General features: G+C 72.6%; 21 protein-coding genes and 1 tRNA gene. 12 read left to right on the top strand and 10 right to left on the bottom strand.

From position 1 onward, the window contains the following. Positions 1-88: 88 nt before the first annotated feature. The 4 genes from I6A60_RS28300 to I6A60_RS28285 all read right to left on the bottom strand — a co-directional run bounded on the left by I6A60_RS28300 (position 89) and on the right by I6A60_RS28285 (position 3,806). Positions 89-1,024 carry an ABC transporter ATP-binding protein gene (locus I6A60_RS28300; RefSeq protein WP_238436411.1) on the bottom strand — a complete coding sequence of 312 codons (936 nt, stop codon included), beginning with the start codon at positions 1,022-1,024 and terminating at the stop codon, positions 89-91. A gap of 148 nt (positions 1,025-1,172) precedes the next feature. Continuing rightward, the gene (locus I6A60_RS28295; RefSeq protein ID WP_203022620.1) at positions 1,173-2,171 is read right to left on the bottom strand and encodes a hypothetical protein; all 999 of its coding nucleotides are present in this window, start codon (positions 2,169-2,171) and stop codon (positions 1,173-1,175) included. 49 nt (positions 2,172-2,220) lie between these two features. Continuing rightward, positions 2,221-2,790: a SigE family RNA polymerase sigma factor gene (locus I6A60_RS28290; protein ID WP_203022621.1), complete on the bottom strand. Its 570-nt coding sequence runs from the start codon at positions 2,788-2,790 to the stop codon at positions 2,221-2,223. Positions 2,791-2,951: 161 nt separating this feature from the next. After that, positions 2,952-3,806, bottom strand: a complete 855-nt coding sequence (locus I6A60_RS28285; RefSeq protein WP_203022622.1) for a putative protein N(5)-glutamine methyltransferase — start codon at positions 3,804-3,806, stop codon at positions 2,952-2,954. Between the two features lie 441 nt (positions 3,807-4,247). Between I6A60_RS28285 and I6A60_RS28280 the strand changes: the two genes are divergently transcribed. The 5 genes from I6A60_RS28280 (at position 4,248) to I6A60_RS28260 (ending at position 9,619) form a co-directional block, all read left to right on the top strand. Next, complete coding sequence (locus tag I6A60_RS28280) at positions 4,248-5,237, top strand: ABC transporter ATP-binding protein (RefSeq protein WP_203022623.1); 990 nt, start codon at positions 4,248-4,250, stop codon at positions 5,235-5,237. Next, on the top strand, positions 5,234-6,058 hold the full coding sequence (locus I6A60_RS28275) for an ABC transporter permease (protein WP_203022624.1): 825 nt from the start codon (positions 5,234-5,236) through the stop codon (positions 6,056-6,058). The genes I6A60_RS28280 and I6A60_RS28275 overlap by 4 nt, the downstream gene beginning before the upstream one ends. A gap of 136 nt (positions 6,059-6,194) precedes the next feature. After that, positions 6,195-7,772, top strand: coding sequence for a sensor histidine kinase (locus I6A60_RS28270; RefSeq protein ID WP_238436410.1), 1,578 nt, complete (start codon positions 6,195-6,197; stop codon positions 7,770-7,772). Further along, complete coding sequence (locus I6A60_RS28265) at positions 7,769-8,506, top strand: response regulator transcription factor (protein WP_203022626.1); 738 nt, start codon at positions 7,769-7,771, stop codon at positions 8,504-8,506. The genes I6A60_RS28270 and I6A60_RS28265 overlap by 4 nt, the downstream gene beginning before the upstream one ends. 237 nt (positions 8,507-8,743) lie before the next feature. Then, complete coding sequence (locus tag I6A60_RS28260) at positions 8,744-9,619, top strand: Ig-like domain-containing protein (RefSeq protein ID WP_203022627.1); 876 nt, start codon at positions 8,744-8,746, stop codon at positions 9,617-9,619. Between the two features lie 125 nt (positions 9,620-9,744). Here I6A60_RS28260 and I6A60_RS28255 read toward each other — a convergent pair whose 3' ends face one another. The 3 genes from I6A60_RS28255 to I6A60_RS28245 all read right to left on the bottom strand — a co-directional run bounded on the left by I6A60_RS28255 (position 9,745) and on the right by I6A60_RS28245 (position 11,560). Then, on the bottom strand, positions 9,745-10,356 hold the full coding sequence (locus I6A60_RS28255; protein ID WP_203022628.1) for a LysE family translocator: 612 nt from the start codon (positions 10,354-10,356) through the stop codon (positions 9,745-9,747). A 101-nt stretch (positions 10,357-10,457) separates the two neighbouring features. After that, positions 10,458-10,534, bottom strand: a tRNA-Pro gene (locus tag I6A60_RS28250). An 87-nt stretch (positions 10,535-10,621) separates the two neighbouring features. Then, complete coding sequence (locus I6A60_RS28245; RefSeq protein ID WP_374113456.1) at positions 10,622-11,560, bottom strand: metallophosphoesterase; 939 nt, start codon at positions 11,558-11,560, stop codon at positions 10,622-10,624. Positions 11,561-11,710: 150 nt separating this feature from the next. Between I6A60_RS28245 and I6A60_RS28240 the strand changes: the two genes are divergently transcribed. Further along, entirely contained in the window at positions 11,711-12,166 is a 456-nt protein-coding gene (locus I6A60_RS28240) for a GatB/YqeY domain-containing protein (RefSeq protein WP_203022629.1), read from the top strand. Positions 12,167-12,265: 99 nt separating this feature from the next. On the opposite strand, the gene I6A60_RS28235 is transcribed toward I6A60_RS28240, so the two are convergent. Continuing rightward, positions 12,266-14,746 (bottom strand): transglycosylase domain-containing protein, encoded by a 2,481-nt coding sequence (locus I6A60_RS28235; RefSeq protein ID WP_203022630.1) that lies wholly within the window; start codon positions 14,744-14,746, stop codon positions 12,266-12,268. 618 nt (positions 14,747-15,364) lie between these two features. Between I6A60_RS28235 and I6A60_RS28230 the strand changes: the two genes are divergently transcribed. Further along, positions 15,365-15,721: a WhiB family transcriptional regulator gene (locus tag I6A60_RS28230; RefSeq protein ID WP_013421554.1), complete on the top strand. Its 357-nt coding sequence runs from the start codon at positions 15,365-15,367 to the stop codon at positions 15,719-15,721. Positions 15,722-15,887: 166 nt separating this feature from the next. Here I6A60_RS28230 and I6A60_RS28225 read toward each other — a convergent pair whose 3' ends face one another. Together I6A60_RS28225 and I6A60_RS28220 are read right to left on the bottom strand one after the other, a co-directional pair. Continuing rightward, on the bottom strand, positions 15,888-17,225 hold the full coding sequence (locus I6A60_RS28225; RefSeq protein ID WP_203022631.1) for an ArsA-related P-loop ATPase: 1,338 nt from the start codon (positions 17,223-17,225) through the stop codon (positions 15,888-15,890). Then, a complete protein-coding gene (locus I6A60_RS28220; RefSeq protein ID WP_203022637.1) occupies positions 17,222-18,250 on the bottom strand; it encodes an ArsA-related P-loop ATPase in 1,029 nt (342 codons plus the stop codon). The genes I6A60_RS28225 and I6A60_RS28220 overlap by 4 nt, the downstream gene beginning before the upstream one ends. A 215-nt stretch (positions 18,251-18,465) precedes the next feature. Between I6A60_RS28220 and I6A60_RS28215 the strand changes: the two genes are divergently transcribed. From I6A60_RS28215 to I6A60_RS28195, 5 genes are all read left to right on the top strand, one after another. Further along, positions 18,466-18,633 (top strand): DUF4177 domain-containing protein, encoded by a 168-nt coding sequence (locus tag I6A60_RS28215; RefSeq protein ID WP_013421551.1) that lies wholly within the window; start codon positions 18,466-18,468, stop codon positions 18,631-18,633. A gap of 37 nt (positions 18,634-18,670) precedes the next feature. Next, positions 18,671-19,165 (top strand): RidA family protein, encoded by a 495-nt coding sequence (locus I6A60_RS28210; protein WP_203022632.1) that lies wholly within the window; start codon positions 18,671-18,673, stop codon positions 19,163-19,165. Positions 19,166-19,278: 113 nt separating this feature from the next. Beyond that, a complete protein-coding gene (locus I6A60_RS28205; protein WP_203022638.1) occupies positions 19,279-20,235 on the top strand; it encodes an NUDIX hydrolase in 957 nt (318 codons plus the stop codon). Next, positions 20,232-21,086, top strand: coding sequence for an MBL fold metallo-hydrolase (locus tag I6A60_RS28200; protein WP_203022633.1), 855 nt, complete (start codon positions 20,232-20,234; stop codon positions 21,084-21,086). Before I6A60_RS28205 ends, I6A60_RS28200 begins: the two co-directional genes overlap by 4 nt. 328 nt (positions 21,087-21,414) lie before the next feature. Then, a complete protein-coding gene (locus I6A60_RS28195) occupies positions 21,415-25,200 on the top strand; it encodes an AAA family ATPase (RefSeq protein WP_203022634.1) in 3,786 nt (1,261 codons plus the stop codon). The last annotated feature ends 109 nt before the right edge of the window (positions 25,201-25,309 follow it).

Raw genomic sequence — 25,309 nt, 5'->3', positions numbered from 1 at the left:
CCGCCGGAGGACCCGGACCAGCCTTCCCTCGCGCCCTGCCGTCCGGTTCCGGGTCCGGGCCGCTGCCTGCGCCGTTGATGACATCGATTCAGCCCTCAACCCGTCGCACGGCGTCGCGGCTGCCATCCACGCCGGATTCCAAGCGGGCGACCGGCTCCGGCGCCGATGGTCGTTGCTCCAGGGCCGCGAGCACCTGGTCGCGCAGTTGGATGAACTCGGGGGTGGCAAGCAGTTCCCGGCGAGTGGTGGCGGCGGGCAGGTCGACGGCGTAGCTGGCGGCCACTCGGCCCGGCCTGCCGGTCAAAACGACGATCTCGTGGCCAAGCAGCAGTGCTTCCTCGACGTCATGGGTGACGAGCACGACGGTGCGTGGCTCCGTCTCCAGGGCGGCGCGCAACCAGTCCTGCGCGTCCGCCCGGGTAATCGCATCCAACGCCCCGAACGGCTCATCCAGCAGCAGGACCTCCTTGCCTGCGACGAACGTCCGCAGAAAGGCGACCCGCTGCCGCATGCCTCCGGAAAGCTGCCGCGGCCGGTGTTCCTCGAACCCCGCGAGCCCGAACCGGGCGAACAGCGGCCGGACGACCGCTCGGGCCTCACGCCGCGAGATCCCCCGGTTCTCCAGCGAGACCGCCGCGTTCGCCAGCGCGGATCGCCATGGCAGCAGCAGATCTCGCTGCGGCATCCACGCGCACCGGGCCAGCCGGCCAGCCGGGTCGGTTGCTCCGAGTACATCGACGATGCCCGCGTCCGGCTCGTCAAGCCCGCTGATCAGGCCAAGCAGCGTCGACTTCCCGCATCCACTCGGTCCGACGACCGCGACCCGTCGCCCGCGTGGAACATCAAGGTCAACCCGATCGACCGCGACGACGTCGCCATAGCGCCGAGTAACGCCGGTCAGCCGGATCTCCTCGCGGCACGCCTGGCCATCGGTACCTACGACGGCGACGGCGGTGGACCGGGCGTCTTGATCCCCCGAGTCGACTGGAAGGTCGGTACCGGCATCTCCCGGGGAAATGGGCATGGGCGAGACCGGAGTGCCGCGCCAGCGCCATGTCACGTTGGCCGATACAACCCATCAGCGGCGTTCCAGGTCAAGCTGGGCCGGCCTACATCACGTTCGGCCCTCCCGAGGGAACCCCGTACCGCACCGTCCGGACCCAGCCTCGTAGCTAGCCGAGGTCCACGCGGTAGCCGCTGTCCTCGAAGGCCGTCCAGGTGGACTCACCAGATCCGGGGACCGTCGTGTTCAGGCTCAGCACCTTGCCGTCGTCGGCCAGGATCAGCCGAAACGACTGGCCGCCCACCTCCTTCGGGAGGACCGCGTCAAACCCGGTCCCGGTGCGGCCAAGCGGGTCGGTCACCACGCCGACCGCCGTGATGCCCGGCGTCGCGGCGAGAACCCGGAACGCGGCGGCCTGGACCGCTGGTGTGACGGGCGTGTACATCAGGCTGACGACGACACCCAGCCGATTCGCCGCCTCGGCGGCCACGGGCACGTCAGGCGCGAGCCCCTCGTCCATGATCGCGGCCAGCGCGGTGGGATCGGCGGGCAAAGCCCGGATCTCGGCCTTGGTGTAGAGCCGAACCCAGTCCGCCAGGCCGTTCTGCTCGTAGCCGGCCTTGTAGAGACCGTTGATGCTGTATTTCGCCTGATCCCCGTGAAGCGTCTCGACCTGAGTCCTGCCGTCGGTGGTGACCTCGGTCCTCAGGTCACCCGCGTCCGAGCGGGCGACGTACTGCTCGCCCCGACTCTCACGCATCGGGCCGCCGGGTACCGGGACGGTGTGCATCAGGTAGACCTCGCGGTACCAGTAGACCGGCCCGTCGGCGGCCGGCGAACTGAGCCGTCGCACGCTGGCCGCGAGGAAGAGGTCGTGCGCCGAAGCATCCGGGCGACCGAGGCCGATCGGAGCCTCGCTGGTAGTCGACGGCCGGGTCGGGCCGACGCCGCTGCCACCCGGCAGGAGCACCGTCGCGCCGACCGCCGCGGCGACGCCGATCGGCAGCGCCGCGGCCCCAGCCCGCCGGCGTAGTTGCAGCGCCCGTCCACGCCGGGCGGCCCGGGCCGTCAGCCGGGTGAGAACCGCCGGATCGGCGGGGCCGGCGTCGGCGTCCGCGAAGGCGTCGCGCAAGGCGCGCACTGTCGCCTGTTCTGAGGCAGTAAGCATGCTCTCCCGTCCCTAAACGAAGTAGCACCAGTGGCAGAGGCAATGAGGGTCAGCGCCCGCCGAGCCCGACCGAGGGGCGTCCCGATGGGTTCGCAGCCGCCCGGCCAGCGGGCGAAACCGCGGTGCCCGCCGGCGCCGCGGCCTCGCCGAGGCGGGCCCGTAGCTTCGCCAGGCCGCGGTGGGCCTGGCTGCGCACCGTCGCCTCGCTCGTTCCGAGGGCGGCGGCGATCTCGCCGTCCGGCACGTCGAGCAGGTAGCGCAGCACCAGCACGGCCCGCTGCCGGGTGGGCAACGCGGCGAGCGCGGCTCGCATCCGCAGGCGTTCGACGACGTCGTCGTCTGGTCGGTCGGGCGCCGGCAGGTCGGGCACGGCACCGAGGACGTCCGTCGAGGAACGCCGTCGCCATCCGCTGATCCGCCCGTTCACGACCGCGCGCCGCACGTAGGCGAGCGGGTCACGGCGGCGCACGCTCGGCCAGCGCGCGTAGGTTCTGGCCAGCGCCGACTGGACGAGGTCCTCGGCCCGATGTCGGTCCCCGGTCAGCGACCGGGCGAACCGGAGCAGCCCGTCGCCGTGTTCGGCGACGAACTCGGCAAACTCAGCGGCATCGCTTGTCATGGGCGGCCCTTCACAAGGTCTCACCCAGACACACGCGCTACGGGCCCGCCCCGTTGCACCACCCAGCGCAGACACGCCGAAAACGTGTCACAGAGTCCTGACCAGGGCGGATCCGGCCCGGACCCGCCCTGGTCGTCGGCCCGACCTGGACGAACGTGATCTCAGCGATCGGCCGGTCTGGTCGCGATGACCACGGTGACGTCGTGCTCGTCGGAATGAACGGCCCGAATGGACAGCCCCACCCCGGCGAAGGCCGCGACCAGGTCGGGGCTCTGTCCGTCGCTGCTCTCGACGAGCAGATGGCCGCCAGCGGCGAGCCAGTCGCCGGCTCCCTGGATCACCCGCCTGAGGACGGACAGTCCATCGGTGCCACCGTCGAGCGCGACCGCTGGTTCATGATCCCGGGCCTCGGGCGGAAGCAGGCCGATCGCAGCCGTTGGCACGTACGGAGCGTTCGCCAGCAGGATGTTCACCCGCCCGCGAAGCCCTGCCGGCAGGGCCGCGTAGAGGTCGCCCTCATGGGCCTGCCCGCCGAGCGGGGCGAGATTGCGCCGGGCGCAGCGCACGGCCGCCGGATCGACATCGGCGGCATGCAGCTCCGTCCCGGCCGCGCCCAGGCGCGTGGCCAGGACGGCGCCGAGCGCGCCCGATCCGCAGCACAGATCCACCACGACGGTCCCCCGCGGCGAGTCCGCCGCGAGGTCCGTCGCGAGGTCGACGAGGAACTCGGTGCGGCGCCTCGGAACGAAGACGCCGTCGTCGACGGCGATTCGTTGGCCACCGAACTCGGCCCACCCGAGGACGTGCTCCAGGGGCAGGCCCGCGACCCGTCGCGCGGTCATCCGCTCCAGCTCGGCCGGGTCACCCGCCGAAGCGAGCAACAGCGCGGCCTCGTCCTCGGCGAACACACAGCCGGCGGCTCGCAGCCGGGCGATCAGCCCCTCACGGGCGGGCTCGGCCGGAATCGGCGACGAAAAAGACTCCGAAGAGTCTGGAGAAATTTCAGAAAGCGACATCAGGAGCCTTTCCGGATCTCCCGATGGGCCCTCCCGCTCACCGCCGCGGACCGGACCCGCGACACCGGGACGAGAGCACCCACCCAGCGTGGACGTTGATGGGACTCACCTCCTCCGGCCGTCGCTACCGAGGCCGCACTGTACCGCTGACCGGCAAGCCCGGCCGTATCGCCATCCGGCAGGCCCAGCCGTACCCCTATCCGCAGGACCGGCCGCACCCGATCATCCGTCGGGACCGACCGCGTGGAGCCCGCGTACCTCTCAAGGCGTACGTCCTACGACCTCAGGAGGATCGCGGGCCGGGCCAAAGATCGGCCGCACGGGCGTCGGCAGCGGCCTCGAAGATCCCTACCGTTCTGTACCAGCAAAGCCGACCGGCAGGCGGAAATGCAGCCGGCACGAGGACGAGGTACGCGAGGTTTCGATGAGCGAGGTGCTCCGGTGATCGAGGTACAGAGACTCACCAAACGCTATGGCGGAAAGGTCGCCGTCGACGACCTTTCCTTCACGGTTCAACCGGGGGTCGTGACCGGATTCCTGGGGCCGAACGGCGCCGGCAAGTCGACGACGATGCGCATGATTCTCGGTCTGGACCGGCCGACCAGCGGCATCGCGCTCGTCGACGGCCGGCCCTACCGCGAACTGCGGGCGCCGGCGCGGCATGTCGGCGCATTGCTGGAGGCGCGGTCGATCCACTCCGGTCGCAACGCGCGCAATCACCTCCTGGCGCTCGCCGCGACCCACGGTGTCTCGACGCGACGGGTCGACGAGGTGATCGACCTGGTCGGCCTGCGCGAGGTGGCCGGCAAGCGGGCCGGCGGCTTCTCGCTGGGCATGGGCCAGCGGCTGGGAATCGCCTCCGCGCTGCTCGCCGACCCGTCGACGCTGATCCTCGACGAACCGGTCAACGGGCTCGACCCCGAGGGAATCCGCTGGATTCGGGATCTGCTCCGCGGGCTGGCCGCGGAGGGTCGGGCCATCCTGATCTCCTCGCACCTGATGAGCGAGATGGCCCTGACCGCGACTCACCTGGTCGTGATCGGCCGAGGCCGACTGATCCAGGAGACGACGGTCGAGCAGTTCGTCCGCGCCGCCTCCAGCAGCCGGGTCCACGTCCGCTCCCCACAGGCGGCGGAATTCGCCGAGCTTCTGGCCCAGGCGGGCGCGACGGTCAGCTTCTCGCCCACCACCGCCGGAGACCCGGCAACCGGGGCGGTCGGTGGCATCCCGCTGCAACTGACCATTTCCGACTCGATCGAGGTAGCGGGCCTCCCGGTCGAACGGATCGGCGAGCTGGCCCGCGTGCACGGAATCACGCTTTACGAGCTAAGCCCGCGCCTCGCCTCGCTGGAGGACGCGTTCATGGACATCACCCGCGACGCGGTCGAGTTCGCCACCACGTCGCCGTCGACCCGCGGAGGGAACCGATGAACACCACGACGATCGCGGACGCCCGGCTCGGCGTGGGCACGGGAGATGTCACACAGCTGCGGGTCGTGCGCTCCGAATGGGTCAAGCTGCGGTCCCTGCGCTCGACCGGCTGGACGCTTGGCTCCGCGGTCCTCCTGCTCATCGGCCTCGGCATTCCCCTCTGCCTGCAGGCCTCACACCACTGGACCCCGGCCGAGGTCCAGTCCAGAGACCAGGACCCGGTGTTCCAGTCGCTGGGCGGGCTCCTGCTGGCACAGATCCCGATCGGCGTGCTCGGGGTGCTGACGATGAGCGGCGAGTACGCCACCGGCATGATCCGGGCCACGCTCGGCCTGGTGCCGAAGCGGCTTCCGGTGCTGTGGGCCAAGGTGGCCGTCTTCGGGGCGGCGTCGTTCGCGCTCATGCTGGTGGCCGCGCTCATCTCGTTCCTCGTCGGCCAGGTGCCCCTGTCGAACCACGGCGTCGGAGTCACGCTGGCCGGCCCCGGAGCCGCCCGCGCGGTGCTCGGCGCCGCCGGGTACCTGGCACTGGTCGGCCTGCTCGGCCTCGCCCTGGGCGCTCTGCTGCGGCACACGGCCGGCGCGGTGTCGGCGCTGCTCGGAGTCCTGCTGGGGTTGCCGATCCTGTTCGGCCTTCTGCCGGAGAGCTGGCAGTCCGCGGCGCGCTTCCTGCCGACCCTCCTGGGCGAGGGCATGGCCTCGACCAGCCCGCCCAGCGTCACCCATCAGCTCTCCCCCGGGCTGTGCTTCGTCGTGATGTCCGTCTACACCGTCGTCGGGCTCATCGCCGCCGCGTTCGTCCTCGCCCGGCGGGATGTCTGACGAAGACCTCGACGGGTCGTCCAGGACCGGTCCGTGACAAATCGTCCAGGACCGGTCCGGCGGCGCCCTGGGCCCGCCGGACCGGCCGTTCCCGCCAAACCGCCCCACCGAGCTCGAAGGCGTCACGATGGGTCCTATGGAATCGTTCGGCCACTGGCGCCGCGGCCGGGCCGGGCCGGCAGCGCTGGTGGTGCGGCAGGACCCCCCGGACGTTCCCGGCGTGGTCTTCGGCCGGATGCGGCACAGCCGGATCGGGACGGCGCTACGCGCCCACCCCGTCCTCGTCGACTCGACGCTGGCGCTGGCGGTCTGCGTCCTGGCGCTGGTTCCGTTGGGACTGCAGCCACACGGGATAGCGAGCGCGGTCCTGTTGCTCACCCTCGCGGCGGCGGCGCCGCTGTGCCTCCGCCGCAGCTACCCGCTCGGTACGTTCGTCGTCTGCGCCCTCGTGTCGCTGACACAGATCCTGCTCTGGGTGCCGTCGTTCGGCACGTACACGTCGCTGCTGATCGAGTTCTACACACTCGCGAAGTGGTGCTCACGGCGGGCCACGACGGCCGCCGCCGCGTCCGTCACGGCCTGGATCCTCTGGTTCTGCGTCCGGCTGCCGCACGTCCGCGTAGTCGACCGGGTCGGGGTGGCCCTCGTCTTCCTGCCGGCCGCGGTCGCGGCCGGGGTGCTCGGCGTGAACGCGAACACCCGTCGGGCCTATGTCGCCTCGATCACCGACCGCGCCAACCGGGCCGAGCGCGAACGTGACCAGCAGGCGCGGCTCGCGGCGGCCGGCGAACGCTCCCGGATCGCCCGCGAGATGCACGACATCGTGGCGCATAACCTTTCCGTCATGATCGCGCTAGCGGACGGCGCCGGCTACACCCTGCGTGACCTGCTCGGCGACGCGCCGGACGCCGAGGACCAGCGGGTGCGCCGCGCGACCAAGGCGGTCGAATCGGTGTCGGCCACCGGCCGGGAGGCGCTCGCGCAGATGCGCAGCCTGCTCGGCGTCCTGCGGGACGACGTCGGCCTCGCCCAACCGGTGGACGCCGGCCTTGGCACCGACGGCGCGCTCAGCCCGAGCTGGCCAGCCGGCGACCCGGGTCTCGACGCCTTCGAGGACTGGGGCGACGCCGCGGGATCGAGCCTGGACGGTGGGCTTCGCCCGGACGAGCCGGCCAGGGCGCCCCAGCCGCGGATCACCGACCTCAACCGGCTGATCGAGCAGGTCCGGCACGCCGGGCCCACAGTCGGGTTCCTCGTGACCGGCCAGCGCCGTGAACTGCCAGCCGACGCTGAGCTGACGGTCTTCCGGATCGTTCAGGAATCGCTGACCAACGTCCTCAAGCACACCGGGCCACGGGCCAACGCGGTGGTCCGGCTGGGTTTCGATCCCAGCGGCGTCGACATCGAGATCACCGACACCGGGTCGGCTCCCGACGAGGGGTCGGACCGGTCGGTGGCCGAGGGGCCGAGGTCACCCGGCCGGGGGATCGCGGGAATGCGGGAACGCGCCGCGCTCCACGGTGGAACCCTCGTCGCCGGCCCCGGGGCCGGCGGGTGGCGGGTGGCCGCGCGCATCGTCGCGCCGGCGGGACCACCACCGGCCGCGTCCGCCCTGGCCACCGGCCAGGCGCCTGGAGTGCCACCGGCACAGGCGGTCGCCACGCCGCCGAGGACCGGGGCCAGCCGACACCCCGAGGGAGCGCCGCGCCTATGACGATCACCGTGCTGCTCGTGGACGACCAGCCGCTGCTGCGGATGGGATTCCGGATGGTGATCGAGTCGCAACCAGACCTGAAGGTCGTCGGCGAGGCCGGCGACGGCGCCGCCGCCGCGATGCTGGCCGGCGAGCTTTCCCCCGACGTCGTCGTGATGGACGTCCGGATGCCCGGTGTCGACGGCATCGAGGCGACGAGACGGATCGCCGCCGCGGGCGGCGCATCCCGGGTGCTGATCCTGACGACGTTCGACCTGGACCAGTACGTGCTGGCCGGCCTGCGCGCCGGGGCAAGCGGCTTCCTGCTCAAGGATGTGCCGCCGGCCGACCTTCTCACCGCGATCCGCACGGTCGCCGCGGGCGACGCCGTAGTCGCTCCGAACGTCACCCGACGCCTTCTCGACGCCTTCGCGCACCATCTTCCTGACCCGGACGCCTCGGCGGACGGCGGTCCTCTCCGATCGGCCGGCGGCGCCGCGGGCCAGCGAACCGCCGGAGCCGATCGGCTCGACCGCCTCACCGACCGGGAGCGCGACGTGCTCGGGGAGGTCGCGGCCGGGCTGTCGAACGCCGAGATCGCGGCCCGGCTGGTCCTTTCGGATGCGACCGTCAAGACGCACGTCGGCCGCATCCTGGCCAAGCTGGAGCTGCGAGACCGCGTCCAGGCCGTCGTCTTCGCCTACGAGACCGGCCTCATCCGCCCGTCCGCCAATCCGCCCCGGCACGACGGCTGAGCCCGCCGCGCGGCGGATCTCGACGCGCGGGCCAGCTGAACAACCGCCCTCCTCAGCAAACGCGACTGCCGTTCGCGACACCACGGCGGCACAAACCTGCCCGCCGGGCCTTGAATGGCGCACGGCCATCAGTAGCGTGTGCGCCCCGGGCCGATTCGGACCGGTTCCACCCGGTCCGCGAGCCGCCCGTGACGCGTTGGCGTCCGCCGGCTCCCACCGGCTGACCTGGAGATGTGTATGCGGTCGCGAGGACTCACGCATTACCGGAACGCTCGGCTCACGACGGTCGCCGTCGCCGCCGCCGCGACCTGCGCCGCCCTGCTGACGAGTTGCGCGCCGGTCGGCCCCGGTGGCAGCGGCCCGGTCGCCACCTCGTCCCCGACCACGACGCCCACGCCGTCGACCGGCACCCCGACACCCACGCCGACCCCGACCACCAAGCCGACTCCGACCGGGAGCACCCCGCCGACCTCGGCCAGCCCGACGCAGCCGGCCGGGACCCGCACGCCGACCTCGGGCCTTATCAAGGCGTACCGCTTCAGGTACGGCGAGGACGGCACGGTCACCATCGAAATCGCCTCCGCGGTGCGGCCGGTCACCTTTCAGGAGCCACGACCCACCGGAACGATCACCCTGTACAACCACGGCGTCGAGCTAGGAGTTGTCCCGGTCGGCGACGGCGACCTTCCGGGTAAAGGCGCGGCCGTCTGGACCGGGCAGCCGGCACCGGGCTACTGCGATTTCAGCGCGGTGTACAGCGGCGATGCCACCTACGCACCGAGCACCATCACGGGCGGCATCGGCTTCGCCCAGAACGCATTCGTCACGTTCACCTATCCGGCCCACGTGACCTCCGGCCAGCAATTCCCGGTGTCGGCCAAGGTGACGCCCGTTCCCGGCGTCACGGGCACCCCCACCGGAACCGTGGCCTTCTACCAGGGGGGCTACACCGATCCGGTCGAGGTACCGCTGGACGCCAACGGCAACGCCAGCGCCACCCTGACCGCTCCCGTGGTCAGCACCTCAACCGCCGAGAGGCTGGCAGCCGACTACTCGGGCGACTCGACCTTTACCCTCTGGCAGGAGGAGGGGGCCACGACCGTCGCCCCCTAGGACGCCCAGAGGTGCCGTTCACCGTCGATTGATCGCCGTTTCGGCCCTCTGATGGTCGTGGTCCGAGCCATTTCACGACCACCCGAGGGCCGAAACGGCGATCATGAGCGGTTTGGGGCCGGCGGTCAGCGGTGGGTGGTGGCGAGTTTGGCGCCGAGGCCGAGGTAGCTGAGCGAGAAGAAGCGCTGGAGCCGTCGGACGGCGTTCGGCCGGTCGATCAGGTGGCGGCGCAGGTAGCTGGCGAAGAGGCCATAGCCGATGAACACCACCAGGGTCATGGCCATGAACATGCCGCCGAGCTCCACCATCCGCGTCGTCGCGCCCCCGCCGCGCTGGTTGACGAACTGGGGCAGGAACGCGAAGAAGAACAGGGTCAGCTTCGGATTCAGCAGGTTGGCCAGCACCGCGTTTCCGATGGTCCGCGCCGTCGACACCGGCGGCGCGCTTTCGTCGAGGGCCAGAATCCCCTGGTCACGCCAGGTCGACCAGGCCATGTACAGCAGGTAGCACACGCCCGCGATCTTCAGGCCTTCGAACGCGAGGCCGCCGGCCCGCAGCAGGGCCGCCGTCCCGGTGACCGCCGCCGCGAGATGCGGCACGATCCCCAGCGTGCACCCCAGCGCGGTCACCACCGCGACCCGTCGCCCCGAGCGCAGGCCGGCCGCGACGGTCAGGACCACCCCGGTCCCCGGCGTCGCCACGATCGCCAACGAGGTCACCAGAAAAGCGAGGCTCATGCCGGGATTGTGACCCAGGATGAACTGCGGCCTCCACAATCTCCGGCATTGGGCGCCGCGGACAGCAAAAAGGACCGCGATCACTGATCGCGGTCCTTTGCTGGTCGGGGTGGCGGGATTCGAACCCACGGCCTCTACGTCCCGAACGTAGCGCGCTACCAAGCTGCGCCACACCCCGCTGACCAACGATGGTCAGCATACCCGATGGATCCGCGGTCGAGGCCGATGGGTCGCGCTGACCTGGCCCACCCAATCCCTCGACGGTCTACCTGGCGGGGACGAGGGTGAGCAGGGTCGCCTCGGGGCGGCAGCCGAGGCGGATCGGGGCGTAGGGCGAGGTGCCCAGGCCGGCGGAGACGTGCAGCCACGACATCCGCTGCACCCCGTTCGGGCCGGCGGCGCTCCACCGGGACAGGCCCCTGGCCCGGCTGGGGTCCAGGCCGCAGTTGGTGACCAGTGCCCCGACGAACGGCAGTCGGATCTGGCCGCCGTGGGTGTGCCCGGACAGCGTCAGCTGCACGCCGTCGGCCGTGAAGGCGTCCAGGACCCGCGGCTCGGGCGTGTGCGAGAGGCCGAGCACGACGTCGACCTCCGGCTCGGGCGGACCGGCCACCAGGGCCACCCGGTCCCGCCGTGACCGGGCGTCGTCGATCCCGCGGACGTCCAGGCGCCGCCCGCCGATCGTGAGGACGTCGTGCACGTGGGTCATGTCACGCCAGCCGGAGTCCGCGACGAGGTCCTTGGCGAAACCGTCCCAGTCCAGCGGCGGCCCCTTGTGCGGGCCGCCGGGGTGCCGTTTGAAGTAGTGGTGCGGGCTGCGCGGCTTCGGCACGTAGTAGTCGTTGTTACCCGGGATGAAGACCCCCGGAAAGGAGTACAGCGGCGCGAGCGCCCGGCGTAGCGGCGCGGACGAGTCCTGGTGCGACAGCACGTCGCCGGTCATGGCGACCAGGTCGGGCACCAGCCGGCCGAGCTCCCCCAGCCAGTCGAACTTGCGCGTCTGACCGGGCGTCACGTGCAGGTCAGACAGGTGCAGGAGGCGCAGCGGTGCCGCCCCCGGCGCGAGGACCGGCACCTCCCGCCTGGTCAGCGTGTAGGCGTCCCGCTCGTAGACGCCGTACCCGACGGTGGCGGCCCCGAGCATCGCCAGCCCGCCGGCCACCCGGCGCGCCGCCGGCCAGACTGTCCGCGTTTCTCCTCGCATCCGTCCAGTCTCACCCACCGTCGCCGCTCCAACCGGCGGCGCCCGGATCAGCCACCGTCGCGCGAACCGGCCTGCGCGCTGCCGCCCGCAGCGGCTACAGCGAAAATGAAGGTGACCGGACTTCGGGCACGAACCTAGGCTGCGGGAATCATGAACACCTTGAAGGAGCGGCTGCGCGCCGACCTGACGACGGCGATGAAGGCACGGGACGAGCTGCGGACGTCGACGCTGCGACTCGCGATCTCGGCGGTGAAGGAAGCCGAGGTGGCCGGCAAGTCGGCCCACGAGCTCACCGACGACGAAGTGGAGAAGGTGCTGACCCGGGAGGTCCGCAAGCGCCGGGAGGCTGCCGACGCCTACGCCGGCGCGGGCCGCGCCGAGCAGGCCGCCCGGGAGCGTTCCGAGGGTGAGGTCCTGTCCGACTACCTGCCCAAGCAGCTCGGCGATGACGAGCTCACCGCGATCGTCGACAAGGTGCTCGCCGACGGCGACTTCGCCGGGCCGAAGGCGATCGGGCCGGCGATGAAGGCCGTGCAGGCGGTGGTCGCCGGCCGCGCCGACGGCGGCAAGGTCGCCGGCCTCGTCAAGGCGCGTCTCATGGCCTGACGCCGCGAGCCTCGCCCGACGCGAGCCTCGCCCGGCGCCGCCGGTCCCGGCGCGACCGGACCCAACGTGACCGGGCCCGGCGCCGCCGGCGGCAGTCTCCTAGCCGGAGGCGGCGGTCGGGGGCCGGCCGCCTCGCCGGCCGGTGCCAGTACCGGCCGTCGGGGTCGGAGTCGGGTTCTGGTCCTGGCCCTGGGTCTGGGTCCCGCCGGGGTCCAGCGCGGCCAGGCCGGCGATGGAGCCGCCGGGCGTGACCAGCGCGATCGTCTGCCCGGCGGGTACCTGGCTGCCCGCCGACGGGTACTGGAGGAGGACGACGCTGTTCGGGTTCCCCCGGACCTGCGTCGAGAATCCCTGCGACTGGAGGAACGCCACCGCGGCCGGGGCGAGCGCGCCGACGACGTTGGGCACGACGACGTTCGGCAGCACCGGCTGGGTGTTGTCCGGTGGTGGCAGCGCCTCGACCGGGAGCTTCAGCCCGTCGAGGGTCTGGCGCATCGTGCTGGACCAGATCTTCGTCGGCAGGTCGCCGCCGTACACGTGCGCGTAGCCGAGGACGTTGCGCAGCGGATAGGACTGCGGTCCGCGCGGGTCGGCCAGGGTGACCGCGGTGGCCAGCTGCGGGACGAAGCCGACGAAGGAGGCGGTGGTGAAGTCCTCGGCGGTGCCGGTCTTGCCGGCGGCCGGGCGGCCGATCTGCCCGTTGCCGGTCGCGGTGCCGTGGCTGATCACGCCTTCGAGCACCGAGGTCACGGTGTCGGCGACGGTCGGGTTGAGGACCTGCTCGCAGCTGCCCGGCTTCGTGTAGTTCACCAGGCGGTCGGCGCCACCGATCTGCTGGGTGATCGAGGTGATGAACACCGGGTCACAGCGCTCGCCGTGCGCGGCGATCGTCGCGTAGGCGGTGGCCAGGTCGAGCGTGCTGATCTCGTTCGAGCCGATCACGAACGAGCCGTCGACCGAGCCGACGCCGTCGATCTTGTGGCAGGGCGAGTTGGTCTGCAAGTTGGTGGTCTGCGGCTGCACCCGGCAGGAGCTCACGCCGAGCCGGCGGGCCATCTCGGCGATCTTCAGTACGCCGACCTTCTGCTCGAGCTGCACGTAGTAGGTGTTGACCGAGTTCCAGGTCGCGGTGGTCAGCGAGTAGGGCCCGGCCTCGCTCGGGTCGGCGTTCGCGTAGCAGTCGTTCGGCTTGGGGTTGGGGAACTGGTCGGAGTGGTAGCAGGCCGGCGACATGAACGTCGTCGACAGCGGCAGCCCCTGCTCCAGCGCCGAGGCGAGCGCGAACATCTTGAACGTCGAGCCGGGCGAGAACGACGTCTCCTTGGTCGGGTAGACCTCCTTCGTGTGCACGAAGTCGGTCGTCGTCGGCGGCGGCTGGCCGTCGTCGGTCGCGCCGTAGTCGCGGTTCTCGGTCATCGCGAGGACGGCGCCGGTGCCCGGCTGCACCATCGCCACGCCGGCGGCGACCCGGTTGCCCGGTGGCACGATCGTGCGGGCGGACGAGTCCGCTGCCGCCTGCGCCACCGGGTCAAGCGTCGTGTGGATGGTCAGCCCGCCATCGAAGAGCAGCTTGCTGGCGGCCTCGCTGCTCGGCGCGAAGGCCCGGTCGGCGAGCAGCATCTGCCGGACCTGGGCGCAGAAGAACGGCGTGGTCGAGTCGGCGCAGGAGTCCGCCGAGTGCGGCCGCAGGTTGAGCCCGAGCGGAGCCGCCTTCGCGGCCACGAGGTCGGTGACGCTGATGTGGCCGTGTGACTGCATGGCGTCCAGGACGAGGCCGCGCCGATCCTGGGCGGACTGGGGGTGCTGGATCGGGTCGTAGGCCGTCGGATTCTTCACCAGCCCGGCGAGCGTCGCGGCCTGGGGCAGCGTCAGCTGGGAGACATCGACGTTGAAGTACCGCTTGGCGGCGGCCTGAATGCCATAGGCCCCGTCGCCGAAGTAGGCGATGTTCAGGTAGCCCTCGAGAATCTTGTCCTTGGGCAGGTGCTGGTCGAGGTAGAGCGCGTACCGCGCCTCGCGCAGCTTCCGGTCGACGGTCTGGGCGGTCGCCGCCTTGCGTTCCTCCGGAGTGGTCGCCTCCTGCAGCAGGACGTTCTTCACGTACTGCTGGGTGATTGTGCTCGCGCCCTGGGTGACCGAACCATTGTTCCGGTTGGCCACGTAGGCACGGATCATGCCCTTGTAGTCGACGCCGGAATGCTGGTAAAAACGCGCGTCCTCGATGTCGATGATGGCGTTACGCATCACCTGTGGCACCTGCGACAGCGGCACGACCTCGCGGTACTGGTCGCCGACGAGGGTCGCGATGACGTTGCCACGGGCGTCGAGAATCGTCGACGGCTCGACCAGTGGGCCGACTGTCAGATTCTCCGGCAGGGCAAGGAACTCGTCGGCCCCGGATTTCGCCGAAATGCCGACCAGCCCGACGAACGGCGCCGCGAGAAGCGCGATGACAAGCCCTGCGGCGGCACTCGCGAACAGCGCGCCGGAAAGACGTCGAATAGTGACCCGTCGACCAGCGCGGACCGGACGTTGAGAACTGCCGCCGGCCTTCGCGCGGGGCTTCACGTGTGTGCCCACATGGTTCGGAACCTCCGTCCGCCCCCCAGACCGATCCCCCACGGATGCACACCACTTGCCCATCGACGTCCGCAGGCCTCATCGTTCCACCCATGCACGGACCAGTGGCGCGCGCTGCCAGCGGGCGGCGGGCTGAGGTTACCTCGCCCGACTGTCCAACCAGTGACGCGCGCACGCTCGCGACGGCACGCCGCGGCGGTCTCACCCCCATTCCGCGGCAATCAACACCTTGCGCACAACGGCCGCCGGCCGGTCACGAACCGCGGCCCCGGCGTCCGCGTCGGCGGTCGACCGGTCGCCGACGGTGTGCATCCGGGCAGGTCAACGCCCGGACGTGCCACCGAGGCAGCGCCGACCTGACCGGTGAGAGGTGATGCAACAGGCGAGAAACGAACGAACTCAGAACAGGACCGTCCTGTCACACGAACGACACGCAGATGTGATCTACAGACCTACAGTCTGGTTCGACATCAATGGCCCGGACTAGTCATCCGGATAACCACCCGAGTGGGGTCTGTGCCGTGGCCACCGCACTCCGTACGGTTTCGCACGACGCCAACGACGCCACGTCACCCGCACGGGTCCCTTGACCACGGTCTCTCTCGAAAGGCAGGTGGCATGACCAGAAGCCCAACTCCGGCCGTCTCCACGGCTCGCCGTGGCGGAACCACCCGTCTCGTCAGCGGCATCGCCGATGGCGACTGGACCGCGCTCGCCGCGTGTCGCGACGTCGACCCGGATGAGCTGTTCGTACAGGGCGCCGCGCAGAACCGGGTGAAGACCCGCTGCTTCGGCTGCCTGGTGCGGACCCAGTGCCTCGCCGACGCTCTCGACAATCACGTCGAGTTCGGCGTGTGGGGTGGCATGACCGAACGGGAACGCCGCGCGCTGCTGCGACGCCGCCCGGACGTCCGCTCCTGGCGGAAGCTGCTCGCCGACGCCCAGGCGGACCACCGGACCACCTCGACCGGCTGACAGCACCACGCCCGAACACCGTCCCGACGGACCCCGGCGCAGCGTCGCGCGCGGGATCCGGGGACAAACCCCGCGAGGCTGCTCACCTTCAGTAGCCGTATGCGGACAATTCACAAATGCGCCCCCGACGCAATAACACGTTTGAGTCAGGCGGGCGCCAGGTTTCTCAGATCGCGCGAGTGAGACGCACGTCACCCGCGAGGGCATCGCCGATCTCGCGCAGGCCAGCCAGGTCATGGACGTCCTCGGCCAGCGCCTCGACCTCGACCAGCGGCGTGTCCGGGTGCACCGAGGTGAACCGCTCGCGCAGCCTCGACTCCCGCTCCGCCAGCCGCAGCCGGTCCGCGTGCACCCGAAGCACCGCGGCTGCCAGCGGATGCTCCCCGTGCTCGGTCAGGTTCTCCGCCGCGGCCAGGCTCCGCTCCGTCGTCAGCACCCGGCCCTCGCTCTGGTGCATCCGGTTGATCACCAGGCCGGCCAGCGGCATGCCGTCCGCATCGAGCCGGTCGACGAAGTAGCTCGCCTCCCGCAGCGCCGCGACCTCGGGGGCCGCGACCACGACGAACGACGTGCCCGGAGCGCCGAGCAGGCGATAGGTCTTCTCCGCCCGCTGCCGGAAACCGCCGAACATCGTCTCCAGCGCCGTCACGAACTGGCTGAGGTCCGTCAGCAGCTGGGTTCCGATGACCTTGGTCAGCACCCTCGTGAACACGCCGAAGCCGACGCCGAGCACCTTCGCGTACGCCCGCCCGCCGGCCTTCGCCGGCGCCAGCATCAGCCGCAGCAGCCGGCCGTCCAGGAACGCGCCCAGCCGGCTCGGCGCGTCCAGGAAGTCCAGGGCCGAGCGGGTCGGCGGGGTGTCGACGATGATCAGATCCCAGTCGTCGGCCGCGTCCAGCTGGCCCAGCTTCTCCATCGCCATGTACTCCTGCGTTCCGGAGAAGGACGACGACAGCGACTGGTAGAAGGGGTTCGCGAGCAGCTGGTCCGCCCGGTCCGGCGTGGCGTGCGCCAGGACGATCTCATCGAACGTCCGCTTCATGTCCAGCATCATCGCGTCGAGCCGCCCGCCCGCTGACCGGTCGACACCGAGCACCTCGCGCGGGGTGTTGTCCAGCTCGGTGAGGCCCATCGACTGCGCCAGCCGGCGCGCCGGGTCGATCGTCAGGACGACCACGGCCCGGCCCTGCTCGGCCGCCCGCAACGCGAGCGCGGCGGCGGTCGTCGTCTTGCCCACACCGCCGGATCCGCAGCAGACGATGATCCGCTCGGTGGCCAGCAGCTCGTCGATGTCGAGGCGCGGCACGCCGGCCGGCTGCGGGCGCACCCGCGCGTGAATCCGGACGACGGGGGCGGGGTCGTCCTTGCCCGCACGTTCTTTGGCGGTACCGGTTGCCTTGGTCGCGGGCTTCTTCGCCGCCGGGGTCTTCGCCCGGCTGGCCGGCGGCGCGGACCGCTTCGGCCGCGCGGGCGGGCCGCCGTCGCCGGTCACGGCCGGGCTCACGCGACCATCCGCTGCGCGCGCAGCATCTCCGCGAAGCGATAGAGCGTCCCCATGTCCATCCCGTCGGCCGCCAGCGGAAGCTCGTACACCGGCCGGTCCAGCGCCTCGACCGCGATCCGCTGGGCCGCCTCCAGCGCGACCCGCTCCGCGTGCTGCGCGGCCTCCCGGGCGAGCTCGCCGACCAGCTCGGCGGTCGGCTCGACGCCGGCCTCCTTCACCCCGGCGGCGAGCTCCTCCAGATCGAGGGTCCCGGCGCGGGCGGCGGTCAGGTCGGCCTGACCGAGCATCGGCGGACGGATCATGTTCACGACGACCCCGCCGACCGGCAGGTTCGCGGCGCGCAGCTCCTCGACCGCGTCGACGGTCTCCTGGACCGGCATCTCCTCCAGCAACGTCACCAGGTGCACGGCGGTCTGCCCGGAGTGCAGCACCTTGAGCACGCCGTCGGCCTGGGACCGGATCGGCCCCATCTTCGCGAGGCCGGCGACCTCGTGCGCGACGTTCAGAAACCGGGTCACCCGGCCCGTCGGCGGCGCGTCCAGGACCACGGCGTCGTAGGCGAGGCCGCTCGGGCGGGTGCCGTCCGGGCGGTTCACCGCCTCCTTGATCTTGCCGGTGAGCAGCACGTCCCGCACGCCCGGAGCGATCGTGGTGGCGAAGTCGATGGCACCGATCTTGCCGAGGACCTTCCCCGCGCCGCGCAGGTTGTAGAACATCTCCAGGTACTCGAGCAACGCCTCCTCGGCGTCGACCGCGAGCGCGTACACCTCGCCGCCGCCCGGGGCGCTGGCCACCCGTCGCTCGCGGTAGGCCAGCGGCGGGGTGTCGAAGACCTGCGCGATCTGCTGGCGGCCCTCGACCTCGGTGAGCAGCACCCGCTGCCCGCCGGTCGCCAGAGCGATCGCCAGCGCGCTGGCGACCGTCGTCTTCCCGGTGCCGCCCTTGCCGGTCACCACGTGCAGCCGGCGCAGCCATGGCCCCTTGGCCTCGGATACCTGTCTGGCCTCCGATGCCTGCCTGGCCACCGCCGACCCGTGTCGGGCCGCTGGCCCTGGCCGGGCGGCGGGCTCACCGTCGGTCCGGTGGCTGTCGGTCCGGTCGCGATCCGAGGCCCTCACGGCTCGAACGTACCCGGGTCGGCCCGCGCCTTCCGCCCGGACGCCGCGACTTCACAACCCGGCCCGGCCGGGCCAGTCCCGCACCGGGGCGGTCAGCGGGGTCCCCACTAGAGTCCGGGACCATGCAGAAGTGGGAGTACGTCACCGTCCCAGTCTTGATCCACTCGACCAAGATGATCCTCGACAACTGGGGCGAGGACGGCTGGGAGCTCGTGCAGGTCATCCAGGGCCCGAACCCGGAGAGTCTGGTCGCCTACTTCAAGCGCCCGAAGGGCGAGCCGACGGCGTGAGCGCGCGGGCAGGCGGACCAGGCGACGACGAGGCGTCGTGAGCGATCCCACAGGCGTCCCCAGTGAGCGGCTGCGCGAGCTCGGCCTTGAGCTGCCGCCCGTCCCGGTGCCGGCCGGCGCGTACGTGCCGGCCGTGCTCGACGGCGAGACGGTGTGGACCGCCGGGCAGCTGCCGCTCGTCGCCGGCAGCCTGCCGGAGACCGGGCTCGTCGGCGCCGACGTGACGCCGGAGCGCGCGGCCGTGCTGGCCCGGATCTGCGCCCTGAACGCGCTGGCCGCCGCGGCCGAGGCCGCCGGTGGGCTGGACCGGATCCGCCGCATCGTCAAGCTCGTCGGGTTCGTCGCGAGCGCCCCGGGTTTCACCGGCCAGCCCGCGGTGATCAACGGGGCCTCCGACCTGGTCGGCCAGATCTTCGGTGACGCGGGCCGGCACGCCCGCTCCGCGGTCGGCGTCGCGGCCCTGCCGCTCGGCGCGCCCGTCGAGGTCGAGCTGATCGCACTGACCCACGGGCGACTGACCCACGGCGACTGACCCGCCGGCACCGTGAGCAGGGCCGGCAACGGGGGCACGTCGGACGGGCGGTCCCTACCATCGAAGACGTGGTTGATCACAAAGCGGCGCTGATCGCCCTGTTCAGGCGGCCGATGCCACTGTCGTCGCCGCGTGGGGTGCTGGCGGCCAATGCGGGCCCGGTGGCGCCGCTGCGGGACGCGTCCACGGTCGTGCTGCTGCGCGACGCTCCGGGCGGCATCGAGGCGTACGTCGTCAAGCGGGTCCGGACGATGGCCTTCGCGGGTGGGGTGTTCGCGTTCCCGGGCGGCCGGGTCGACCCGGCGGACAGCGCTGTCGACGTGCGCTGGAGTGGCCCGCCGGTCGGTGCGCTGATGGGCACGCTGGAGCCGGACCCCGAGCTGGCCCGCGCCCTGGTCAGCGCGGCCGTCCGGGAGACGTTCGAGGAGTGTGGCGTACTGCTCGCCGGTCCGGCCGAGGGCGCCGACCGGCCGCTGGACCTGACCGGCCCCGGCTGGCTCGCCGACCGGTGGGCGATGGAACGCCGCGAGCTGGGCCTCGGCGAGCTGCTGGCCCGCCATGGTCTGGCGCTGCGGGCGGAGCTGCTCGCCCCCTGGGCGCGCTGGATCACCCCCGAGGTCGAGCCTCGCCGCTACGACACCCGGTTCTTCATGGCCGCGCTGCCACCGGGCCAGACGCCGGGAGAGCTGTCCAGCGAGGCCGACCGGATGGAGTGGATCCGCCCGGTCGAGGCGCTGGAGCGGCACACCGCCGGCCTGATGGCCATGCTGCCGCCGACGGCCTCCATGCTCGCCGACCTGCTCGACTACGCCGAGGTCGCCGACGTGCTGGCCGCGGCGCCCGGCCGCGCGATCGTCCCGATCATGCCGAAGATCGTGATCGCCGACGGCGCCGTGCACTTCCTGCTGCCGCACGACCCCGAGTACGCCACCGCCGCGCCGTCCGCCGACCCCGCGAGCGCCAAGGCGATCATCGCGGCCACCGCCGCGGGGCCCGGGCACAGCGCCTGGACCGCCGGCCCGAACGATGCTGCCCTCATGATCCCGTCGACCACTCCGGAGCAGGTATGACCGCCGGAAGCCAGCCGAGCCCGCGCCCGGCGGGTCCGCCGCCCCCCGCCTCGGCCCCGCGGCAGGTCAACCCACTGGCCGCCGTCGTGCTCGCCCCGAACCCGGGCCCGATGACGCTGGAAGGCACCAACAGCTGGGTACTGCGCGCCCCCGGCCACGACGGCTGCGTCGTCATCGACCCGGGCCCGGACTACCCCGAGCACCTGGCCGCGATCGCCGCCGTCGGCCCCGTCACCACGATCCTGTTGACCCACGGCCATCCGGACCACAGCGAGGGCGCGGCGGCGCTGCACGAGCTCACCGGCGCCCCCGTCCGAGCCCTGGACCCGACGCACCGGCTCGGTTCGGAGGGCCTGGTCGAGGGCGACGTCGTGGCGACCGCCGGGATCGAGCTGCGGGTGCTGGCGACGCCGGGCCACTCGGCCGACTCGTTGTCCTTCCTGCTGTTCGGGGACGTCCCGGACGCCGGCGGCAACGAGCCCGTCGCCGTGCTGACGGGCGACACGATCCTCGGCCGCGGCACCACCGTCGTGGCCCATCCGGACGGGCGGCTGGCCGACTACCTCGCCAGCCTGCACCGGCTGGCCGACCTGCCCACTGGTCTCGGGGTGCTGCCCGGCCACGGGCCCGAGCTGGCCGACGCCCGCGCGGCGGCGACGTACTACCTGGCCCACCGGGCCGAGCGGCTCAACCAGGTCCGGGCGGCCCTCACGGCAGCGGGCGTCGGCCCGGCACAGGCCTCCCCCCGGGCCGTCGTCGAGCGCGTCTACGCCGACGTCGACCGAGTCCTCTGGCCGGCCGCCGAACTCTCCGTCCGCGCCCAGCTGGAATACCTCCGCGCCAACGGCTGAGGCGACCGCCCGGCCTCGTCATGCCAACTCATCACGACGAAGGTGGGGCTCCTGGGACCTGACGGACTGACCGGGAGCAAGATGGTGTGAGCGGCATCACAGTGGGAAAGCCTCGATCCGAGAGTCGCCGGGACCTTGTACCCGAGAAGCGGCGGCCCGTCGCTCTCTCCACGGAGGGCTTGGACGTGGCCAACCTGGTGTGTCGACCGGTCAGGCGTCCGACAACGCAGGGACGGCGAGCGCGCAAGTGGGTCGAAACCCGCCCACTAGAATTGCCGACTGGAGGGGGCCCGCCAGTGCAGCGCACAGTCCGTAAGGCCAGTCAGCAATGGTGATCGTCCCGACCCATGGGGGGACGCTGCGGTGCCCGCGGTGTGGGACGCCGGCGGTGCCGGCCGCGCGCTACTGCTTCCACTGCGGCCTGCGGTTCACCCAGCTCGCGTCCGGGCCGGAGTCGGCTGAACGCCGGGTGGTCACGGTCCTGTTCGGCGACCTGTCGGACTTCACCTCGTGGGCCGAGGACCGGGACCCGGAGCGCGTCGGCGAGGTGACCGACCTGGTGCTCGCCGCGCTGTCCAAGGAGGTCGACGACGTCGGCGGCCGGGTGGACAACCTCGCCGGCGACGGGATCATGGCGGTGTTCGGCGCGCCGACCGCGCACGAGGACGACCCCGAGCGCGCCGTGCGGGCCGCCGCCGCGATGCAGGAGACCGTCCGCCGTCTGGTCACCGACAGCGAGGACGACTCCAGCCCCCTGGGCCTGCGGGTCGGGATCAACACCGGCGAGGTGCTCGCCGGCGTCCAGGCCTCGATGACCTACACGGTCGTCGGCGACACCGTGAACACCGCCGCGCGCCTGTCCGGGGCGGCCGCCGTCGGCGCGGTCTACGCCGGCCGCGAGACCATGCACGCCACCCGCTCGGTCGCTACCTGGAGGGAGCTGCCGGACCTGACCCTCAAGGGCAAGCGCGAGCCGGTCCCGGCCTACGAGCTGGTCAGCCTGCGCCCGTCCAACGTGGCCCGGCCGGGCCTCGGCGACGACGCGACCTTCGTCGGGCGCGACCGGGAGCTCACCGAGCTGTACTCCTGGTTCACCGAGACCGTCGAGTCCGGCGCGCCGACGATCGCCGTGGTCACCGGCGAGGCCGGCATCGGCAAGACCCGCGTCGCCGGCGAGCTCGCGGCCAGGGCCCGCGAGGAGGGCGGCGCCCAGGTGTTGTGGGGGCGCACGGTCCGCCACGGCGACGGCCGCAGCCTGGCGCCGCTGGCTGACGTGATCCGCGGCGCCTGCGGCGTCGTCGACGGCGACAGCCTCGACCGGGTCGCCGACCGGGTGCGGCGCACCGTCGGCCGGCTCTCGCACCCGATCACCGGGGCCAGGCTGCCCGCCGGGCTCGCCGACCGGCTGCTCGGCATGCTCGGCGTCCCGACCGACCGGCGGGCCACGTCCCCCGCCGAGGCGCCTCCCGGCGACCCGGCCGGCCGGCAGAGCAACCAGGGCGAGACGTCCACCGGCGAGCGTTCCTTCGACCTCGCGGTCGACACCGTCGCGCTGATGCTGTCGGCCCTCGCCGTCGAGCACCCGCTCATCGTCGTGATCGACGACCTGGAATGGGCCTCCAGCCCGTTGACCGCGGCACTGCGCCGGCTGGCGGCGCGGATCGTCGGCCCGATCATGCTGACGCTGCTGGACCGGGAGGGCCCGCGGCTGACCGACCTTCCCGGTGCGCACTGGATGGCGCTCACGCCGCTGCCGGAGGAGGCCGCGTCTCGGCTGCTCAACGACTTCCTCGGCGGTGCCGCGCTCGGCGCACAGACCAGAGCGGCCCTGCTCAACCGAGTGCACGGCAACCCGTTCTTCCTCGCCGAGCTGCTGAACCTGCTGATCGACCGTGACCAGCTGCGCAGGCAGGCCACGACCGAGCCGACCGGCCAGGACGGCCCGCGCTGGGTGCTGGAGGGCCAGCTGTCGGAGACTGCGATGCCGGCCGGGGTCCAGTCGGTGCTTGCGGCCCGGATCGACGACCTCGAACAGACCGACAAGGCCGTGCTCCGGGCCGCCGCCGTGCTCGGCAGCCGGTTCCCAGCCGCCGCGCTGCCGTCCGTCGAGGAGCTGCCAGGACCCGAGGTCGCCCGCGCGCTGGACCGGCTCACCGAACGCCAGCTGGTTCGCTCGCCGCGGGCCGGCGAGCAGCTGTGGCGCTTCGTCCACCCGATGGCCCGTGACGTGGCCTACGCCGGGCTGCCGAAGGTCGAACGGGCGCGGCGCCACTCGACCGCCGCCCGCTGGGGCGTGACGGCGATGACCGGCTCGTCCCGCGAGGTGTCGAACTTCGTCGCCACCCACGCCCTGCGGGCGTTCGACCTGGCGTCGTCGATGGCGCTGCCGCCGACCGATCCGGCCTGGTCGGCGCGCGAGCCCGGCTTCCGGGCGCTGCTGCGGCTGGCCCGAGCCGCCCTGGCCCGCGACGACCACCGCACCGCGGCCGATCAGCTCGCCGACGCCAGGCGACTCGGCCGCGGCGTGATCGACGAGGACGACGAGAACGTCGCCAGGGTGCTGCACGCTGAGGCGCTCGTGTCGCTGCGGCGGCTGGAGGAGGCCGAGCGGACGCTGCGCCCGGCTCTGCGGGTGACGCAGCCGGCTCGCCGGGCGTCCGCCTACGCCGTCCTCGGTGAGCTGCGCCAGAAGCAGGGCCGCACGGAGCTCGCCACCCGGGCGCTGCGCACGGCCCTGGACGCGGCCCGCGCCGCCGGCGACGACCGGGCCGCCGCCGCGGCGCTGCGCCGGCTGGGAACGTTGGAGTACGGCGCCGCTCGGATCCGGGTGGCTGAGGAGCTCTACCGGGAGGCCCTGGAGCTGGCCCGCCGGGTCGACGACCCGCGCGGCGTCGGCTGGGCGCTGCAGCACCTGGCCTGGTCGGCGACGACCCGGGGCGACTACCCGCAGGCCGAGCGCCACCTGCGCCAGGCCACCGAGGTCTTCGAGCGGCTGGAGGACGCCGGCGGCATCGGCTGGTGCAGCGGCACCGAGGCGCTGGTACTGCTGCTGAGCGGCCAGCTGGCCAGGGCGCGGGCGCTGGCTCGCGGGCTGGTCGACGCGGGCGAGTCGATGGGTGAGCGCTGGGGGATGGCCGTCTGCCTGACGATCGGCGCGATCGCGGCGGCGGAGCTCGGCGACATCAGCGCCGCGCGTACCGACGCGAGCCGCGCCGCGGCCCTGTTCGAGAGCGGCGGTGACAGCTGGGGACGCATCCTCGCGAAGGTCGCCCAGGGCCTGGCCGCACGCGGTGCCGGCGAGCCGGACGTCGGCGCGGAGTTCCTGGCCGCGGCCTGCGCGGACGCGAACGAGGCCGGCCAGACGCTCGTCGGCGCGCTCGCGTCGCTGATGCTCGGGCTGACGCTGCTGGACGCGGGCCGGGTCGACGAGGCAGAGAAGGCGGCCGAGGCCTCGATGGCCGAGCTGGGCAGCCTCGACCTGCGCCCCCACGCCCAGCTGGGCGCGAAGGTGCTCAGTGCCCAGATCGCCCGTGCCCGCGGCCGGCTCGGCGAGGCGATCGCCCTGCTGCGTGAGGCCTTGTCCGCGAGCGAGCCGGCGACGCTGCTGTTCCCCCGCCGCCAGGCGTACGCGCATCTGGCCGGGACCCTGCTGGACGCGGGCCAGCCGGAGGAGGCGCTCGCGGTGGCCCGCCGGGCGGTCGCGGTGGACGCGGAGGACGTTCGGGCCCAGGTGCTCGCCTGGCGTGCGCTGGGGACCTGCCTGGCCTCCAGCGGCGACCTGGAAGGCGGCCGGGACGCCTACCTGCGCGCGCTGAGGGCGGCGACCGCGACCGAGGCGGTCAGCGAGGCGGCCCAGACCCGCCGGCTGCTCGCGGCGCTGCCCGAACCTGGAATGGAGCCCTCGAACGCGCGCGGGTACCACGCACCGACCCTGCCGGCGCATCCGACCGGCAACGGGCTCGCCGAACACGCAGTGCCCGGCGAGCATGCAGTGCCAGCCGAGCACATCGTGACCGCCGACGCGACGGGACTCGTCGCCGACGACCAGGACGGATCACGGGCTGGTGGCGACGAACCCGCGATGCCCGACGGCGCCACCGTCACCAGCGCCTAACGGAACGGGCCCGCGGAACGGAACCGCGGGCCCGGCCCGGCCCGCCCGCTCCCCCGGCGCCGCGGGCCCCCCCGGCGCGGGGGCGCCGCCCCCCCCCGCGGGGGGGCCG

This window comes from Frankia sp. AgB1.9, from assembly GCF_016786355.1.
Lineage (GTDB): Bacteria > Actinomycetota > Actinomycetes > Frankiales > Frankiaceae > Pseudofrankia.
The sequence above is the reverse complement of the archived record's forward strand: the minus strand, read 5'-3'. Positions and strand labels throughout refer to the sequence as shown.

What these genes read in the sequence shown, in the direction of transcription:
- I6A60_RS28260 (WP_203022627.1), top strand. Translation starts at nt 8,744, where the DNA reads ATGCGGTCGCGAGGACTCACGCATTACCGGAACGCTCGGCTCACGACG.
- I6A60_RS28205 (WP_203022638.1), top strand. Translation starts at nt 19,279, where the DNA reads ATGCCACTGTCGTCGCCGCGTGGGGTGCTGGCGGCCAATGCGGGCCCG.
- I6A60_RS28240 (WP_203022629.1), top strand. Translation starts at nt 11,711, where the DNA reads ATGAACACCTTGAAGGAGCGGCTGCGCGCCGACCTGACGACGGCGATG.
- I6A60_RS28265 (WP_203022626.1), top strand. Translation starts at nt 7,769, where the DNA reads ATGACGATCACCGTGCTGCTCGTGGACGACCAGCCGCTGCTGCGGATG.
- I6A60_RS28285 (WP_203022622.1), bottom strand. Translation starts at nt 3,806, where the DNA reads ATGTCGCTTTCTGAAATTTCTCCAGACTCTTCGGAGTCTTTTTCGTCG.
- I6A60_RS28230 (WP_013421554.1), top strand. Translation starts at nt 15,365, where the DNA reads ATGACCAGAAGCCCAACTCCGGCCGTCTCCACGGCTCGCCGTGGCGGA.
- I6A60_RS28295 (WP_203022620.1), bottom strand. Translation starts at nt 2,171, where the DNA reads ATGCTTACTGCCTCAGAACAGGCGACAGTGCGCGCCTTGCGCGACGCC.
- I6A60_RS28300 (WP_238436411.1), bottom strand. Translation starts at nt 1,024, where the DNA reads ATGCCCATTTCCCCGGGAGATGCCGGTACCGACCTTCCAGTCGACTCG.
- I6A60_RS28215 (WP_013421551.1), top strand. Translation starts at nt 18,466, where the DNA reads ATGCAGAAGTGGGAGTACGTCACCGTCCCAGTCTTGATCCACTCGACC.
- I6A60_RS28195 (WP_203022634.1), top strand. Translation starts at nt 21,415, where the DNA reads ATGGTGATCGTCCCGACCCATGGGGGGACGCTGCGGTGCCCGCGGTGT.
- I6A60_RS28255 (WP_203022628.1), bottom strand. Translation starts at nt 10,356, where the DNA reads ATGAGCCTCGCTTTTCTGGTGACCTCGTTGGCGATCGTGGCGACGCCG.
- I6A60_RS28290 (WP_203022621.1), bottom strand. Translation starts at nt 2,790, where the DNA reads ATGACAAGCGATGCCGCTGAGTTTGCCGAGTTCGTCGCCGAACACGGC.
- I6A60_RS28275 (WP_203022624.1), top strand. Translation starts at nt 5,234, where the DNA reads ATGAACACCACGACGATCGCGGACGCCCGGCTCGGCGTGGGCACGGGA.
- I6A60_RS28200 (WP_203022633.1), top strand. Translation starts at nt 20,232, where the DNA reads ATGACCGCCGGAAGCCAGCCGAGCCCGCGCCCGGCGGGTCCGCCGCCC.
- I6A60_RS28270 (WP_238436410.1), top strand. Translation starts at nt 6,195, where the DNA reads ATGGAATCGTTCGGCCACTGGCGCCGCGGCCGGGCCGGGCCGGCAGCG.
- I6A60_RS28245 (WP_374113456.1), bottom strand. Translation starts at nt 11,560, where the DNA reads ATGCGAGGAGAAACGCGGACAGTCTGGCCGGCGGCGCGCCGGGTGGCC.